The organism is Pseudomonas sp. AC355, assembly GCF_979258205.1.
The window spans coordinates 4,460,438-4,474,509 of sequence record NZ_OZ409843.1; the positions used below are offsets into that span (position 1 = coordinate 4,460,438).

Annotated in this window: 15 protein-coding genes; 14 read left to right on the plus strand and 1 reads right to left on the minus strand. The window is 60.6% G+C overall.

Annotated elements, in window-relative coordinates; all coding sequences use genetic code 11:
* Positions 1-9: 9 nt before the first annotated feature.
* From ACZ0AI_RS20770 to ACZ0AI_RS20785, 4 genes are read left to right on the plus strand one after another with little or no spacing between them, the layout of a single operon-like run.
* The gene (locus ACZ0AI_RS20770) at positions 10-1,020 is read left to right on the plus strand and encodes a class 1 fructose-bisphosphatase (RefSeq protein ID WP_463563487.1); all 1,011 of its coding nucleotides are present in this window, start codon (positions 10-12) and stop codon (positions 1,018-1,020) included.
* Positions 1,021-1,028: 8 nt separating this feature from the next.
* A complete protein-coding gene (locus tag ACZ0AI_RS20775; RefSeq protein ID WP_463565987.1) occupies positions 1,029-1,628 on the plus strand; it encodes a DUF924 family protein in 600 nt (199 codons plus the stop codon).
* 44 nt (positions 1,629-1,672) lie between these two features.
* Positions 1,673-1,927 (plus strand): lipoprotein, encoded by a 255-nt coding sequence (locus tag ACZ0AI_RS20780; RefSeq protein ID WP_042554284.1) that lies wholly within the window; start codon positions 1,673-1,675, stop codon positions 1,925-1,927.
* Positions 1,927-2,490 carry a lipocalin family protein gene (locus ACZ0AI_RS20785; RefSeq protein ID WP_463563488.1) on the plus strand — a complete coding sequence of 188 codons (564 nt, stop codon included), beginning with the start codon at positions 1,927-1,929 and terminating at the stop codon, positions 2,488-2,490. The genes ACZ0AI_RS20780 and ACZ0AI_RS20785 overlap by 1 nt, the downstream gene beginning before the upstream one ends.
* A 96-nt stretch (positions 2,491-2,586) precedes the next feature.
* Here the strand turns inward: ACZ0AI_RS20785 and ACZ0AI_RS20790 are convergent, their stop codons facing one another.
* Positions 2,587-3,018, minus strand: a complete 432-nt coding sequence (locus ACZ0AI_RS20790) for a hypothetical protein (protein WP_463563489.1) — start codon at positions 3,016-3,018, stop codon at positions 2,587-2,589.
* A 102-nt stretch (positions 3,019-3,120) separates the two neighbouring features.
* On the opposite strand from ACZ0AI_RS20790, the gene pip reads away from it, so the two are divergent.
* From pip to ACZ0AI_RS20840, 10 genes are all read left to right on the plus strand, one after another.
* A complete protein-coding gene (pip, locus tag ACZ0AI_RS20795; protein ID WP_463563490.1) occupies positions 3,121-4,092 on the plus strand; it encodes a prolyl aminopeptidase in 972 nt (323 codons plus the stop codon).
* Positions 4,089-4,526, plus strand: coding sequence for a D-aminoacyl-tRNA deacylase (dtd, locus tag ACZ0AI_RS20800; RefSeq protein ID WP_463563491.1), 438 nt, complete (start codon positions 4,089-4,091; stop codon positions 4,524-4,526). The genes pip and dtd overlap by 4 nt, the downstream gene beginning before the upstream one ends.
* Before the next feature lie 350 nt (positions 4,527-4,876).
* Entirely contained in the window at positions 4,877-5,668 is a 792-nt protein-coding gene (locus ACZ0AI_RS20805) for a transporter substrate-binding domain-containing protein (RefSeq protein ID WP_225835610.1), read from the plus strand.
* A gap of 295 nt (positions 5,669-5,963) precedes the next feature.
* The gene (locus ACZ0AI_RS20810; RefSeq protein WP_225835608.1) at positions 5,964-6,926 is read left to right on the plus strand and encodes an amino acid ABC transporter permease; all 963 of its coding nucleotides are present in this window, start codon (positions 5,964-5,966) and stop codon (positions 6,924-6,926) included.
* The gene (locus ACZ0AI_RS20815) at positions 6,919-7,653 is read left to right on the plus strand and encodes an amino acid ABC transporter ATP-binding protein (protein WP_073263853.1); all 735 of its coding nucleotides are present in this window, start codon (positions 6,919-6,921) and stop codon (positions 7,651-7,653) included. The genes ACZ0AI_RS20810 and ACZ0AI_RS20815 overlap by 8 nt, the downstream gene beginning before the upstream one ends.
* A 279-nt stretch (positions 7,654-7,932) precedes the next feature.
* Complete coding sequence (gene rloA2 / locus ACZ0AI_RS20820) at positions 7,933-8,433, plus strand: retropepsin-like aspartic peptidase RloA2 (protein ID WP_463563492.1); 501 nt, start codon at positions 7,933-7,935, stop codon at positions 8,431-8,433.
* Between the two features lie 1,546 nt (positions 8,434-9,979).
* Entirely contained in the window at positions 9,980-10,570 is a 591-nt protein-coding gene (locus ACZ0AI_RS20825) for a methyl-accepting chemotaxis protein (RefSeq protein ID WP_463566273.1), read from the plus strand.
* 754 nt (positions 10,571-11,324) lie between these two features.
* Positions 11,325-12,002: a two-component system response regulator CreB gene (gene creB / locus ACZ0AI_RS20830; RefSeq protein WP_463563494.1), complete on the plus strand. Its 678-nt coding sequence runs from the start codon at positions 11,325-11,327 to the stop codon at positions 12,000-12,002.
* A gap of 30 nt (positions 12,003-12,032) precedes the next feature.
* Positions 12,033-13,454 (plus strand): two-component system sensor histidine kinase CreC, encoded by a 1,422-nt coding sequence (gene creC, locus ACZ0AI_RS20835; RefSeq protein ID WP_463563495.1) that lies wholly within the window; start codon positions 12,033-12,035, stop codon positions 13,452-13,454.
* Between the two features lie 91 nt (positions 13,455-13,545).
* Positions 13,546-13,983: a CBS domain-containing protein gene (locus ACZ0AI_RS20840; protein WP_463563496.1), complete on the plus strand. Its 438-nt coding sequence runs from the start codon at positions 13,546-13,548 to the stop codon at positions 13,981-13,983.
* Positions 13,984-14,072: the final 89 nt, after the last annotated feature.

The window sequence follows — 14,072 nt, forward strand, 5'->3', positions numbered from 1 at the left end:
GAGTCCTTCATGTCCCGCGTTACCCTTAGTCGCTACCTCATCGAGCAGACCCGTAGTCAAAATACCCCGGCCGATCTGCGCTTCCTGATCGAAGTAGTGGCGCGTGCATGCAAGGAAATAAGCCATTCGGTATCCAAGGGTGCCCTCGGCGGCGTCCTCGGCAGCATGGGTACCGAGAACGTGCAGGGTGAAGTGCAGAAGAAGCTCGACGTGATCTCCAACGACATCCTGCTCGAAGCCAACGAGTGGGGCGGTCACCTGGCCGGCATGGCCTCCGAGGAAATGGACAACGCCTACCAGATTCCCGGTAAGTACCCGAAAGGTGCCTATCTTCTGGTATTCGATCCACTGGACGGCTCCAGCAACATCGATATCAACGCACCGGTTGGGACTATTTTTTCGGTGCTGCGTTGCCCGGATCAGTACATATCTCAGAACGACAGCCTCGACGAGAAAGCCTTTCTGCAGCCAGGTACCCGGCAGGTAGCTGCCGGTTATGCGATCTACGGCCCGCAGACCATGCTGGTGCTGACCCTGGGCGACGGCGTCAAGGGCTTCACCCTGGATCGTGAAATGGGCAGTTTCGTGCTGACCCACGAAAACATGACTATTCCGGCGGCTACTCAAGAATTCGCGATCAACATGTCCAACCAGCGTCACTGGGAAGAGCCGGTTACCCGCTACGTGAGCGAGTTGATGGCCGGTGAAGAAGGCCCGCTGAAGAAGAACTTCAACATGCGCTGGGTGGCCGCGATGGTTGCCGACGTGCACCGCATCCTGACCCGTGGTGGCCTGTTCATGTACCCACGTGACAGCCGCGAGCCATCCAAGCCGGGCAAACTGCGGCTGATGTACGAAGCCAACCCGATGTCTTTCCTGGTTGAACAGGCGGGCGGTGCCTCCACCGACGGCCACCAGCGCATCCTTGACATCCAGCCTGAAGGCCTGCACCAGCGCGTGGCGGTATTCCTGGGTTCCAAGGAAGAAGTCGAACGTGTGACGGGCTATCACAAGGGCTGATCATGCAGATGCAGCTTTGGCAGCCATTGCTGGATTGGTGGTTTGGCCAGTCGACCTCGGCGGTAGAAGCCGCTAAAGCGCATAACACGCTGTGGTTCGGCAAACGTGACGAGCAGGATGCCGAGGCGCGTGAGCGCTTTGGTGTGCTGGTCGAACAGGCGCTCGCTGGCGGGTTGCAGGAGTGGTCGGCCGATCCACGCGGTTGGCTGGCCAAGGTGCTGCTGCTCGACCAGCTACCACGCATGATCTACCGCGACACGCCGCTGGCCTTTGCCGGTGATGCGCTGGCACAGCCGCTGGTTGAGGAAGGCGTCACTCTGGGCTGGGATCGGCAGTTGCCGTCGATCCAGCGAGTATTCATCTACCTGGTTTTCGAGCACGCCGAGAGCGTCCCTCAGCAGTTGCGTGCCATGCAGTTGTTCGGCGAGCTGAGCGAGTCAGCAGCGGACGCCGAGCGTGAGCTGTTCGCCGGCTTTCTCGACTACGCTGAACGGCATCTGCGCATCATCGAGCGCTTCGGGCGCTTCCCCCATCGCAACGAAACCCTCGGGCGCAGCAGTACCGACGTGGAGTTGCGCTTTCTGCTGGAACCGGGCTCGAGCTTCTGACGTCGAACCGGCATGTGACAACTGGACTACTGGAGTTACCCCTCATGCGCTTGCGTTCTCTCGTGCTACTGGCGACCTGTGTCGTTCTGGCGGCCTGCGGCAAGGTCAATCAGGATAATTACGCCAAACTCTACTCGGGCATGACCAAGGCAGAGGTCGAAGACTTGCTCGGTACCGCGACGGAATGTTCCGGCGCGCTGGGCATGTCCAGCTGCACCTGGGGTGACCAGGTCAGCTTCATCAGCGTGCAGTACGCCGGTGACAAGGTAATGATGTTCTCTGCCAAAGGGTTGAAGTGATGAATAAGTTTGCGATGGGTTGCCTGGCGCTGGGCGCCGTACTGTTGGTCGGCTGTGCCAATTCGGGCACTGGCGTGGCGCCACCGAAGACCGTCGAGTCGGTCGACCTCGAGCGCTATCAGGGCACTTGGTACGAAGTGGCGCGGCTGCCGATGTTCTTCCAGCGCAACTGCGTTGAGTCCGAGGCGCGTTACGGCCTGCAGGACGATGGCAGCGTCTCGGTGACCAATCGTTGCCGCAATGCCGACGGCGAGTGGCAGCAGGTCGAAGGTCGCGCCGTACCTCAGGTCGAGGGCAAGACCGACAAGCTCTGGGTGACCTTCGACAACTGGTTCAGCCGTTTGCTGCCGGGCGTGAGCAAGGGCGAGTATTGGGTGCTGGATCTGGATGATGAGTATCAAACCGCACTGGTCGGCCATCCGAACCACAAGTACCTGTGGCTGCTCTCGCGTACCCCGAAAATTTCCGATGAAGTTCGCGACGAGCTGCTCTCTGTTGCCCGTACCCAAGGTTATGACACCGACAAGCTGATCTGGCGTGAAGGTGCCAAGCCGGCAGAGTGAGATAGCTCTCGGTAGCCCGGGTCGAGCGCAGCGACACCCGGGATCGCTTCCTGGCTATCGCTGCGCTCTACTCAGGCTAAGGGACTGCTTTCTGCCTCACTCCCACTCCAGCCTTGCCAGCTTCCATTTGCCGTCGTCCTGCCACCATTCGAGCTTCACGCTGAAATGCCGCGCGCTGTCTGGGATCAACCCCTCGGCGCCGGTCAACGCCACCTGCGCGTCGGTGTAGCCTTTGTCGCGGTAAGTCGTATCGATACGACTGTTCTTGCTCAGCGCGAGTACCTTGACGTTGTTGTGGTGCAGGAACAGCAAGGTCATGGTGCGTTTCGCCCAGTCCCGATCATTGACCTGCTGGGCGAGAAACTCGCCGTGCAGTTGATCGAGCACGGCAGCGGTCTTCTTTGCCTCCAGGTTGTCCTGCAACTGCTGTACGGCTGCTTCGAGCGAAGCCTGTGGGTCATCGTCTGTGCGGCACCCGGCCAGTAGCAGGGCGAACAGCAGGGGCAGGGCAAATTTCCGCATCGGCATGCTGAATTCCTTTTTCATGGTTATGATGCCCGGACGAGCGCAACAGCCCGTTCGACGTGCGGGCGGCCCGAGCCTACCTCAAATCTTCCTCAGGAGCGCACCATGCAGACGCTGTACCCGGAGATCAAACCGTACGCCCGTCACGAGTTGGCGGTAGACGCCCCGCACGTTCTCTATGTCGATGAGAGCGGCTCGGCGGATGGTCTGCCGGTGCTGTTCGTGCATGGTGGCCCTGGCGCCGGTTGCGATGCGGCGAGCCGTCGCTACTTCGACCCGAACCTGTATCGCATCGTCACCTTCGATCAGCGCGGTTGTGGCCGCTCCACGCCCCACGCCAGCCTGGAGAAGAACACCACCTGGGATCTGGTCGCCGACATGGAGCGTATCCGTGAGCACCTGGGTATCGACAAGTGGGTGCTGTTCGGCGGTTCCTGGGGCTCGACCCTGTCGCTGGCCTACGCCCAGGCTCACCCGGATCGGGTGCATGCGTTGATCCTGCGCGGTATCTTTTTATGCCGCCCGCAGGAGTTCAAATGGTTCTACCAGGAGGGTGCCAGCCGATTATTCCCCGATTACTGGCAGGATTACCTGGCGCCGATTCCCGCCGAGGAGCAGGGCGACCTCATGCAGGCGTTCTACAAGCGCCTGACTGGCGCCGACCAGATCGCCCAGATGCACGCGGCCAAGGCCTGGTCGTGCTGGGAAGGGCGCACCGCCACGCTGCGGCCCAACCCGCAGGTGGTCGACCGCTTTGCCGAAAGTCTGCGCGCGCTGTCGATCGCCCGCATCGAATGCCACTATTTCGTCAACGATGCTTTCCTCGAACCCGACCAACTGCTGCGCGACATGCCGAAGATCGCCCATCTGCCGGGCATTATCGTGCATGGCCGTTACGACGTGATCTGCCCGCTGGATAACGCCTGGGCGCTGCACCAGGCGTGGCCCAACAGCGAACTGCAGATCATCCGCGAGGCAGGCCATGCGGCCGCCGAACCAGGCATCGCCGATGCGCTGGTGCGCGCCGCCGACGAGATTGCCCATCGCTTGCTCGACCTGGCTCCGGACGAAGCATGAAGGCACTGCTGCAGCGCGTCGCCAGCGCCCGGGTCGACGTCGCCGGAGAAACCGTCGGCGCCATCGACCAAGGCCTGTTGGTGCTGGTCGGTGTCGAGCCGCAGGACAGCGAAGCCAGTTGCGCCAAGCTGCTGCACAAGCTGCTCAATTACCGGGTGTTCAGTGACGAGGCGGGCAAGATGAACCTGTCGCTCAAGGATGTCGGTGGTGGCCTGTTGTTGGTTTCCCAGTTCACCCTGGCCGCCGACACCCGCAGCGGCCTGCGCCCTGGTTTCTCCACCGCCGCACCGCCCGCCCAGGGCGAGGCGCTGTTCGGTCATCTGCTCGAACAGGCCCGCGCGCAGCATCCACAGGTTGCCAGCGGGCGTTTCGGCGCAGACATGCAGGTGCACCTGATCAACGACGGCCCGGTAACCTTCCTGCTGGAAACCTGAAGTCTCTGCTACTGCCTGGCCTGCTTCTTGCCTTCTCGTTCGCCGCTGGCTGGCACTGTTTGTCGCTGATCAGGCGTTGATATCTCGCTATCTACGTCGATCACGGTTAGCATGCCGCGCCGCCTTCCGCCCATGGCCTGTCATCTGCACCAGTACGGTGCGTGACCCACTCCGGGCGCCTGGAACTTGTTCAAAGTCTGCTGCGCGTCGGCACTGCTGCGTTAAAAACAGGCTCGGAATGCTCATGTACAAAAGTACACTCCGCTTCCTCGCCTGTTTTTGCCTTGCATTGCTCTAGCTCGCTAGACCTTGAGCAAGCTCTTATAACTGTCTGCCCCTCAGGAGCAAGAATGAAAAAGCTTGTCGCCTCACTGTTGTTATCCATCTGCGCCTTCACCGGCCTCGCTCAGGCTGGTGTCATCGACGACGCGGTCAAGCGCGGTACCCTGCGCGTGGGCATGGATCCGACTTACATGCCCTTCGAAATGACCAACAAGCGTGGCGAGATCATCGGCTTTGAAGTCGACCTGCTCAAAGCCATGACCAAGGCCATGGGCGTCAAGCTGGAGCTGGTTTCCACCTCCTATGACGGCATCATCCCGGCACTGCTGACCGACAAGTTCGACATGATCGGTTCGGGCATGACCCTGACCCAGGAGCGCAACCTGCGCATCAACTTCTCCGAGCCCTTCATCGTGGTCGGCCAGACCCTGCTGATCCGCAAGGAGCTGGCAGACAAGGTCAAGAGCTACAAAGACCTGAACAGCGCCGATTACCGCATCACCTCGAAGATCGGTACCACCGGTGAGATGGTCGCCAAGAAGCTGATCGCCCAAGCCAAGTACAGCGGCTTCGACAACGAGCAGGAAGCGGTGATGGACGTGGTCAACGGCAAGGCCGATGCCTTCATCTACGATGCGCCGTACAACGTCGTTGCGGTGAACAAGGCCGGCGCCGGCAAGCTGGTGTTCCTCGACGAGCCCTTCACCTTCGAGCCGCTGGCTTTCGGCCTGAAGAAGGGCGATTACGACAGCATCAACTGGATCAACAATTGGCTGCACCAGATCCGCGAAGACGGCACCTACGATCGTATCCATGCCAAGTGGTTCAAGAGCACCAATTGGCTCAAAGACATGGAGTAAGCAGAACCAGCCCACGATCTGCTGCGCGTCGGCCCTGCTGCGTTGAAAACAGGCTCGGAAAGCCGCTTGCGGCTAACGCACTTTAGTGCGGCTCCGAATGGAGCGAGCAAAGCGAGTAATGCTCATGTACAAAAGTACACTCCGCTTCCTCGCCTGTTTTTGCGGGGCCGCCTAGGCCTTGCATTGCTCTAGCTCGCGAGATCGTGAACCGGTTCTACGGCTCTGCTTCGCTACACCCGGCGCGCGGCTTGTCCGCGCGCTGTCATGTTTGCAACTCAATGGGTAGACACTCGCCGTGGCTAAACAGAAGAAAGCCCAGTGGCCCTGGCACCTACTGACCGGTCTGATCCTGGTCGTGGGCGCCTTGCTGATCTGGTATTCCACCTCGCTGATTTCCTATGAGTGGCGCTGGAATCGCGTTCCCCAGTACTTCGCCTATCACGCTGAAGAGGCGCAGCGGGCGGCTGACTACAGCCGTGTCGAGAGCGTCAGCCGGCAGGGTGACGATGCATTGGTCACGCTGCTTGGCGAAAGCGGTGAGCAGCAGCAACTGAGCGTGGCAAGCGACAGCCTGCAGTTCAGCGAAGGTGATGATGTAGCCGAGGGCGATGTTATCGGCGTCAATCGTCACTGGGCCGCCGGGCCGCTGCTCTGGGGGCTCTGGACGACCCTGTGGATATCCGTGGCGGCGGGTGTGTTCGGCCTGTTGATAGGGATGATCACCGGCCTGTGCCGGCTTTCGGCAAATCCGACGCTGCGTCATCTATCGACGGTCTACGTCGAGCTGGTACGCGGCACGCCGCTGCTGGTGCAGATTTTCATCTTCTATTTCTTCATCGGCACCGTGCTCGATCTGTCCCGAGAGTTCGCCGGGGTAGCGGCGCTGGCGCTGTTCACCGGTGCCTATGTGGGCGAGATCGTGCGTGCCGGCGTGCAGTCCATCGTCCGCGGTCAGGACGAGGCGGCTCGCTCTCTTGGGCTGAGCGCTGCGCAGTCGATGCGCCACGTGATTCTGCCGCAAGCCTTCAAGCGTGTACTGCCACCCCTGGCTGGGCAGTTCATCAGCCTGGTCAAGGACACCTCGCTAGTCTCGGTGATCGCCATCACCGAATTGACCAAGAGCGGCCGCGAAGCCATTACCACCTCGTTCTCCACGTTCGAAATCTGGTTCTGCGTGGCCGCACTCTATCTGGTGATCAACCTGCCGTTGTCGCAGATCGCCAACCGCCTGGAACGGAGGCTTGCGCAAAGTGATTGAAGTTCGTGATCTGATCAAGGTATTCGACGCCCGAGGCCAGCAGGTTCGCGCCGTCGACGGTGTGACCACCCAGGTGGCGCGCGGTGAAGTGCTGGTGGTGATCGGCCCGTCTGGCTCCGGCAAGTCGACCTTCCTGCGCTGCCTCAATGGCCTGGAAGAACTGGATGAAGGTTCGGTGAGCATCGACGGCCTTGACCTGGCCAACCCGAAAACCGATATCAACGCCTACCGCCGCGAAGTCGGCATGGTGTTCCAGCACTTCAACCTGTTCCCGCACATGACCGTGCTGGAAAACCTCTGTCTGGCGCAGAAAGTGGTGCGTAAGCGTGGCAAGGCCGAGCGCGAGGCCAAGGCCCGTGCGTTGCTGGACAAGGTCGGCATCGGCCAGAAGGCTGGCGAGTTTCCGTCGCGGCTGTCCGGCGGCCAGCAGCAACGTGTGGCCATCGCCCGTGCCCTGTGCATGGATCCCAAGGTGATGCTGTTCGACGAGCCGACCTCGGCCCTCGACCCGGAAATGGTCGGTGAGGTGCTCGACGTGATGAAGCAACTGGCCGTTGAAGGCATGACCATGGTCTGCGTTACCCACGAAATGGGCTTCGCCCGTGAAGTGGCGGATCGCGTGTTGTTCTTCGACCACGGCAAATTGCTGGAAGACGCACCGCCTGCAGAGTTCTTCGCGCAACCGAAGGATCCACGCGCACAGGCGTTTCTGCGTCAAGTGCTGTAGCGCGACGGCCAGAGGCGCTTTAAGGCAGAAGCGGCCGGTCGCGATCTTGTGGGAGGGGCCGGGCGGCGATCCGCTTTAGCCGCGAGCTCTTTGCTCTTCAATAGAGCTCGCGGCTAAAGCCCCTCCTACAAAAAGAAAGCTCTGCATCCACCGGCCGCTTCTGCCTTGTTGCGGCCCCTCAGGCGCCGCTTCGAACACATATTGCCTAGGTAGGTTTTTAGAACCATCCACGCCTGAATCAGTCCCAATGCTGTCTATTCAGCATAAGGATTTTCACGCGTGAAAACCGTTCTAGCTCTGTTGGCAGTTGCCGTTACTCTGCCGGCAATGGCCAATCAACCGACCTTGTACGGTCGCTACGAGTACATCCAACTGCCGCAGATCGGCCAGACCCTCAAGGCCAAGATGGACACGGGGGCGATGACCGCATCGCTGTCGGCCCGCGATATTGAACAATTCCAGCGTGATGGTGAGGACTGGGTACGCTTTCGTCTGGCCATTGACGAGGCTGACGACCAGCTCTTCGAAAAGCCCGTGGCCCGTGTCACCGAGATCAAGAACCGTGCTGAAGAGGGTGGTTCCGACGAGCCATCGTATTCCTCGCGGCCGGTAGTCGATATGGACATCTGCCTGGGCGAGGAGAAGCGCACCATCGAGGTCAACCTGACTGATCGCAGCCATTTCGACTATCCCTTGCTGATCGGCGCGAGTGCCATTCGCACGCTGGATGCCGCCATCGATCCAGCCAATCGCTATACCGCCGAGCGGCCCAAGTGTTGAATCACTAGTCCGCACTTCCATTATTGGTTATCCGGTGTGATTCTTGCCTCGAAATGGCACATTGCCACAGCGTTGTGTGTCTGTGGCACCTGTTTCGAGGTGGGATATGTGGGGATTGCTCAAGCCGGGTGTACGCGTGTTGGAGCGCGTCAGTTTTGCCCGCAAGTTCCAGTTGCTGTTCGTACTGTTCGTCATTCCGCTGGGCTATGCGCTCTGGGTGATATTGAGTGCCAGCCTGGAACGCATCGAGGTTCTGAACCGCGAATTTGACGGCATGCAAGGTGTTAATGCGCTTGGTGCGGTTGAGCAGGAGCTACTCGAACAGCGCTTTCTGCTGGCCCGCTGGAAGGGCAACGACAAGGCTGCCGAAGGCCTGCTGCGTGAGCGCAGCAGCAAGCTCGGCGAGGCTCTGGCCGCAGCCTCCGAGCAACTGAAACTGACTCCACTGAGCGAAGAAACCGAGCGCCAGTTGGACGCGTTGCGCGCGTCGCTGGCTGAGTTGGATCTGAGCGTGCTGGGTAAAATGGCGCTGCTCGATGCCTTGGAGCGTTACCAGAACACCCTCTCGCGTTTGGTGGTGCTACGTGAGCTGGTTGCCACCGACAGCGGGCTGATACTCGACCCCTATCTCGATACTTATCTGATGATGGAGCAACTGACATTTACCCTGCCGCGCCTGGCAGAAAATCTCGGCAGTTTCGCCAGCCAGGGTTACGGCTCGTTGGTGGCACAGCACTTCACTCTGCAGAACCGCGTGCTGGTACGTGACCTGCGCCGCTCGCTGGAACAATCCGGTGCGCAGATGGCTAAAGCGCGCACTGCTTTGGAGCGCACCTCGGCGACCGCCATGGTTCGTTTGCAGCAGCCTTTCGCACAAGCCGAGCAGGGTCTGCAGAGCTTCCTCGGCGAGGTCGACCGTGACATGTTCGAGGCCAGCCCCATGGTGATGCAACCTGCACAGTTCGTGCAGCACGTGCAGACCCTGCAGGAGCAACTGCTGGCGCTGCGCCAGGCGGTGTTCGAGCAGTTCAATGCGAGCCTTGGTGATTACCAGGGGCAAGCCCGGCATGACATGCTGCAAACCGTATTGATCTTCGCGGCGCTGACCATCCTGGCGCTGTATCTGCTGCTCTGCCTCAACGCCTCGATCCGCCGCAGCACCACGGGCATCATCCAGGCCACCGAAGGCCTGCGCGACGGTGATCTGCGGGTTCGCATGCAGGTACACGGTGCCGACGATCTGGCTGCAATCTCTACGGCGCTGAACAGCGCGGTCGCCCAATTACGCGACTCGATGCAGGGCGTCGGCCGGGAAGGTCAGCAGCTCGACCAGACGGTTCAGGGTCTCGGCAACCAGGCCAGCAGTTCCTTGGCCGCGGTCGAGCAGCAGCAGGCGCAGATGAGCCAGATCGCCACGGCGGCCACACAGATGGCGGCTACCGCCCAGAGTGTCGCGCAGAGCTGTGAGCAGGCCGCTCAGGAAGCCGGTCAGACCCGTGAGATCGCCAACCAGAGCAACCAGCGCAGCGCCCGTACCAGTGCCAGCATGCGTGAACTCAGTGGTCGTTTGGCGGGAAGCGCGACCACCCTGCAGCAACTGCGCAAGCAGACCGAGCAGATCACTCGAGTGGTCGACGTGATCAAGGGCATCGCCGAGCAGACCAACCTGCTGGCGCTCAACGCTGCCATCGAGGCCGCACGCGCGGGCGAGCAGGGTCGCGGCTTTGCCGTGGTCGCCGACGAGGTGCGTTCGCTGTCGCAACGCACCCAGAACTCCACGGCGGAAATCGCTCAGACGGTGGGCGATCTACACAAGGTGGTCGGCCAATCGGTCGCCGAAATGGAGCAGGCCATGCAGCAGGCCGAAGGCGATGTGGGCAATGTGCTGGCCATGAGTGCGGATCTCGATGGCATCGTCGAGTCGGTACAACGGGTCAGCGATCGCCTGGCGCAGATCGCTACGGCTGCCGAGCAGCAGGCCGCTACCGCTGATGAGGTCAGCCACAATATCCAGCAGGTCGACCAGGCGGCCAGTGCGCTGCTTGACGGCGCGCGGATGGTCAGCAACGCCAGCGAGCAACTGCGCCGAGGCAGCGAGACCCTGGCGCAGAACACTGGGCGTTTCCGAGTGGATTGATGGTGCGAGTTCTGTTGCTCGAAAAGTGATCGACGCGCTGCAGGCCATAGCTACTATGGCCTGCAGCGACTGTTCCTAAGGTTGTCCACAGATTCATCCACGGTAACTGTGCATGACACTAAAGCTTGCTCAGGGCTTATTCAGTCATCTGAATGATCAATGAAGTCAAGGGAATACAGCCGGTTACAAGGGGGGCGAAAGGGCTGTTCGAATAATGATCAGTTTCTTGCAGGCCACGCCAGCTATGCCTTGGCCATTGCTTTCCAAGGCTTATCCACAGATTACTCCACCGCAACTGTGTATAGCTATGTAGGTGGTTTGGCGTTCGCAGAGCGGCTTAGTGGGTAAATTTGAAGTTCTTGCCTATTTTCATTGGGTTACCTTCGCTGGTCATAAAACGTACAACGCTTTACAGGCAGCGTACTGCGTGGTGTAGCGACGTTCATACAAGGATTATCCACAGCTTCGTCCACGTAAATTGTGCACCGATACATGATGCGAAAGATGCATTTATCTATTGACTAAAATTCTTTGATTACAGTGGCTTGCCCCAAATATGTCTGTGGGTAAGTCGTTGATCAAATAATGATCTCAGGGCTGTAGGTTCCTGTTTTCGAGGGCTGCAGCGCTTCATGCCGAGCTTATCCACAGATTGATCCACGCCTTTTGTGTATAGCCGTTCGAGGTACTGACTATTGACGAGGACAGTGTGCTCACGCAGGCTCCGCAGCCCACGTGCCGCAAGGATGCCACCATGGCGACCATCCTGATCGTCGAAGATGAAGCCGCAATTGCCGATACCCTGGTGTACGCCCTGCAAGCCGAGGGCTTCGCTACTCGCTGGTCGACCCTGGCCGGTGAAGCACTGACGCTGCTGGAGCGTGAGGCCTTCGATCTGGTGATTCTCGATGTTGGGCTACCGGATATCAGTGGTTTCGAAGCCTGCAAACGGCTGCGGCGCTTTTCCGAGGTGCCGGTGATGTTCCTCACCGCGCGCAATGATGAAATCGACCGTGTGGTGGGCCTGGAAATTGGCGCCGACGATTACGTGGTCAAACCCTTTAGCCCCCGTGAAGTGGCGGCGCGGGTCAAAGCCATTCTCAAGCGAGTCAGCCCTCGACAGGCGCCCGCCAAACCAGCCGAAGGGCCGTTTCGGGTCGACAGCGAGCGGGTGCGTATCGATTACCACGGACAAACGCTGAGTCTCACCCGACTGGAGTATCAATTGCTGCAATGCCTGCTCGGGCAGCCGGAGCGGGTGTTCAGCCGCGAGCAGTTGCTCGACGCCCTGGGAGTGGCGGCGGAGGCCGGTTACGAGCGCAATATCGATAGCCACATCAAGAGCCTGCGCGCCAAGCTGCGACAGATCGCGCCCCAGGCCGAGCCGATCCAGACGCACCGTGGCCTGGGCTACAGCCTGAAGCTGGAGTAGGCCGATGCTCACCTCTCAGGAGTTTCGCTGATGCCGCTCGGGGTACGTATCTTCCTGGTGTATTTCCTGTTCGTCGGTTTGTCCGGCTGGTTCGTGCTGAGCACGGTGATGGACGAAATCCGCCCTGGCGTGCGTCAGTCCACCGAGGAGACCCTGGTCGACACCGCGCACCTACTGGCGGAGATTCTCCGTGAAGACGTCAAGTCAGGTCACCTGACCCAGGGTCGACTGCCCGAACTGCTCAAGGCCTACGGGCTGCGTCAGCCCCAGGCGCAGATCTGGGGCGTACCGAAGAACCAGGTCAACCATCGCATCTACGTCACCGATGATCAGGGCGTCGTGCTGCTCGACTCCAGCGGCCTGGCGGTGGGCCAGGACTACTCGCGCTGGAACGACGTCTACCTGACGCTGCAGGGGCGCTACGGTGTGCGCTCGACGCGCGAAGATCCCAGCGATCCGGATTCTTCGGTGATGTATGTGGCGGCGCCGATCATCGACGGCGGGCGCATTCTCGGCGTGGTGTCGGTGGCCAAGCCGAATCGTACGCTGCAGCCTTACATCGAGCGGTCACAGCGGCGCCTTGGCTGGCTGGGTGCTGGGCTGATCGGCTTGGGTTTGCTGATCGGCGGTCTACTCAGTTGGTGGCTCAGCGGTTCGCTGCGTCGCCTGACCCGTTATGCACAGGCGGTCAGCGAGGGGCAGAGAGCAGAGTTGCCCTCGGTGCGCGGTGGTGAGCTCGGGCAACTGGCCCAGGCGGTGGAGCGCATGCGCACCGAGCTGGAGGGCAAGGCCTACGTCGAGCGCTACGTGCATACCCTTACCCATGAATTGAAAAGCCCCCTGGCGGCGATCCGTGGCGCAGCCGAGTTGCTGGAAACCGATATGCCCGAAGCCCAGCGTCAGCGTTTCGTGGCCAATATCGCCGAGGAAGGTGAGCGTTTGCAGAACCTCATCGAGCGCCTGCTGCATCTGGCTCAGGTCGAGCAGCGCCAGGGTCTGGAGGAGCGCGTGGCGGTACCGCTGCAGCCGCTGATCGACAGCCTCGTGCAGGCGCAGATGGCGCGTATCGAGCGCAGCGCCCTGCGTGTGGATAACCTTGTGGCGGCCAGCCACGCAGTGCCAGGCGAGCATTTTTTGCTGCGCCAGGCGCTGGCCAATCTGCTCGACAATGCCCTGGACTTCACGCCTCCGGGCGGGCTGATCCGCTTCTCGGCCGAAAGCGACGATAACCACCTGCAGGTGCGTTTGTTCAACCAGGGGCCGGCGATTCCCGACTATGCGTTGCCGCGTCTGACCGAGCGCTTCTATTCGCTTGCGCGGCCGGCTACCGGACGCAAGAGCACCGGCCTGGGGCTCAATTTCGTGCAGGAAGTGGCCGATCTGCATGACGCGACGCTGAGTATCGCCAACGTCGAGGCTGGTGTGCAGGTGTGCCTGACGTTTCCACGCTGATGCTGTGACCCGCTGCCGTTAACCGTGCACAAACGCGTGTTGTTTAGCTATGCTCATGGCCCGTCAATCTTCCGATACAAGAAGAACGCGCATGAAAAAAACCGTCGCCGAAGTATTGAAAAGCAAGCCCATTTCCAACGTGTACAGTGTCGCTCCCGAAAGTAGCGTGTTCGCTGCCGTGAAGCTCATGGCCGAAAAAGGCATCGGCTCCCTCGTGGTGCTCGAGGGCGAGCGCCTGGCTGGCATCGTCAGCGAGCGCGACTATGTGCGCAAGGTGGCTGTGCAGGAGCGTTCTCCGGCCAACATGAAAGTCAGTGACATCATGACCAGCAAGGTGATCACCGTGACTTCAACGGAGGACAGTCGACACTGCATGGAACTGATGACCAGCAACCGGCTTCGCCACCTGCCGGTGGTTGACGATGGTCAGCTGGTCGGTCTGCTGTCGATTGGTGACCTGGTGAAGGACATCATCAGCGCCCAGGAAGACCTGATTCAGCATCTGGAACAGTACATCCGCGGTGAGTGAATTTCGCCCTCGCCAGAGGTCTGTGATCACCTGGATTTCCTGATGGTGGGTCGTCGGCAAGCGGGTTCCCGCTAGAGCCGCTAGGCGCC

What these genes read in the sequence shown, in the direction of transcription:
- ACZ0AI_RS20770 (WP_463563487.1), top strand. Translation starts at nt 10, where the DNA reads ATGTCCCGCGTTACCCTTAGTCGCTACCTCATCGAGCAGACCCGTAGT.
- ACZ0AI_RS20775 (WP_463565987.1), top strand. Translation starts at nt 1,029, where the DNA reads ATGCAGCTTTGGCAGCCATTGCTGGATTGGTGGTTTGGCCAGTCGACC.
- ACZ0AI_RS20780 (WP_042554284.1), top strand. Translation starts at nt 1,673, where the DNA reads ATGCGCTTGCGTTCTCTCGTGCTACTGGCGACCTGTGTCGTTCTGGCG.
- ACZ0AI_RS20785 (WP_463563488.1), top strand. Translation starts at nt 1,927, where the DNA reads ATGAATAAGTTTGCGATGGGTTGCCTGGCGCTGGGCGCCGTACTGTTG.
- ACZ0AI_RS20790 (WP_463563489.1), bottom strand. Translation starts at nt 3,018, where the DNA reads ATGCCGATGCGGAAATTTGCCCTGCCCCTGCTGTTCGCCCTGCTACTG.
- pip (WP_463563490.1), top strand. Translation starts at nt 3,121, where the DNA reads ATGCAGACGCTGTACCCGGAGATCAAACCGTACGCCCGTCACGAGTTG.
- dtd (WP_463563491.1), top strand. Translation starts at nt 4,089, where the DNA reads ATGAAGGCACTGCTGCAGCGCGTCGCCAGCGCCCGGGTCGACGTCGCC.
- ACZ0AI_RS20805 (WP_225835610.1), top strand. Translation starts at nt 4,877, where the DNA reads ATGAAAAAGCTTGTCGCCTCACTGTTGTTATCCATCTGCGCCTTCACC.
- ACZ0AI_RS20825 (WP_463566273.1), top strand. Translation starts at nt 9,980, where the DNA reads ATGCGTGAACTCAGTGGTCGTTTGGCGGGAAGCGCGACCACCCTGCAG.
- creB (WP_463563494.1), top strand. Translation starts at nt 11,325, where the DNA reads ATGGCGACCATCCTGATCGTCGAAGATGAAGCCGCAATTGCCGATACC.
- creC (WP_463563495.1), top strand. Translation starts at nt 12,033, where the DNA reads ATGCCGCTCGGGGTACGTATCTTCCTGGTGTATTTCCTGTTCGTCGGT.
- ACZ0AI_RS20840 (WP_463563496.1), top strand. Translation starts at nt 13,546, where the DNA reads ATGAAAAAAACCGTCGCCGAAGTATTGAAAAGCAAGCCCATTTCCAAC.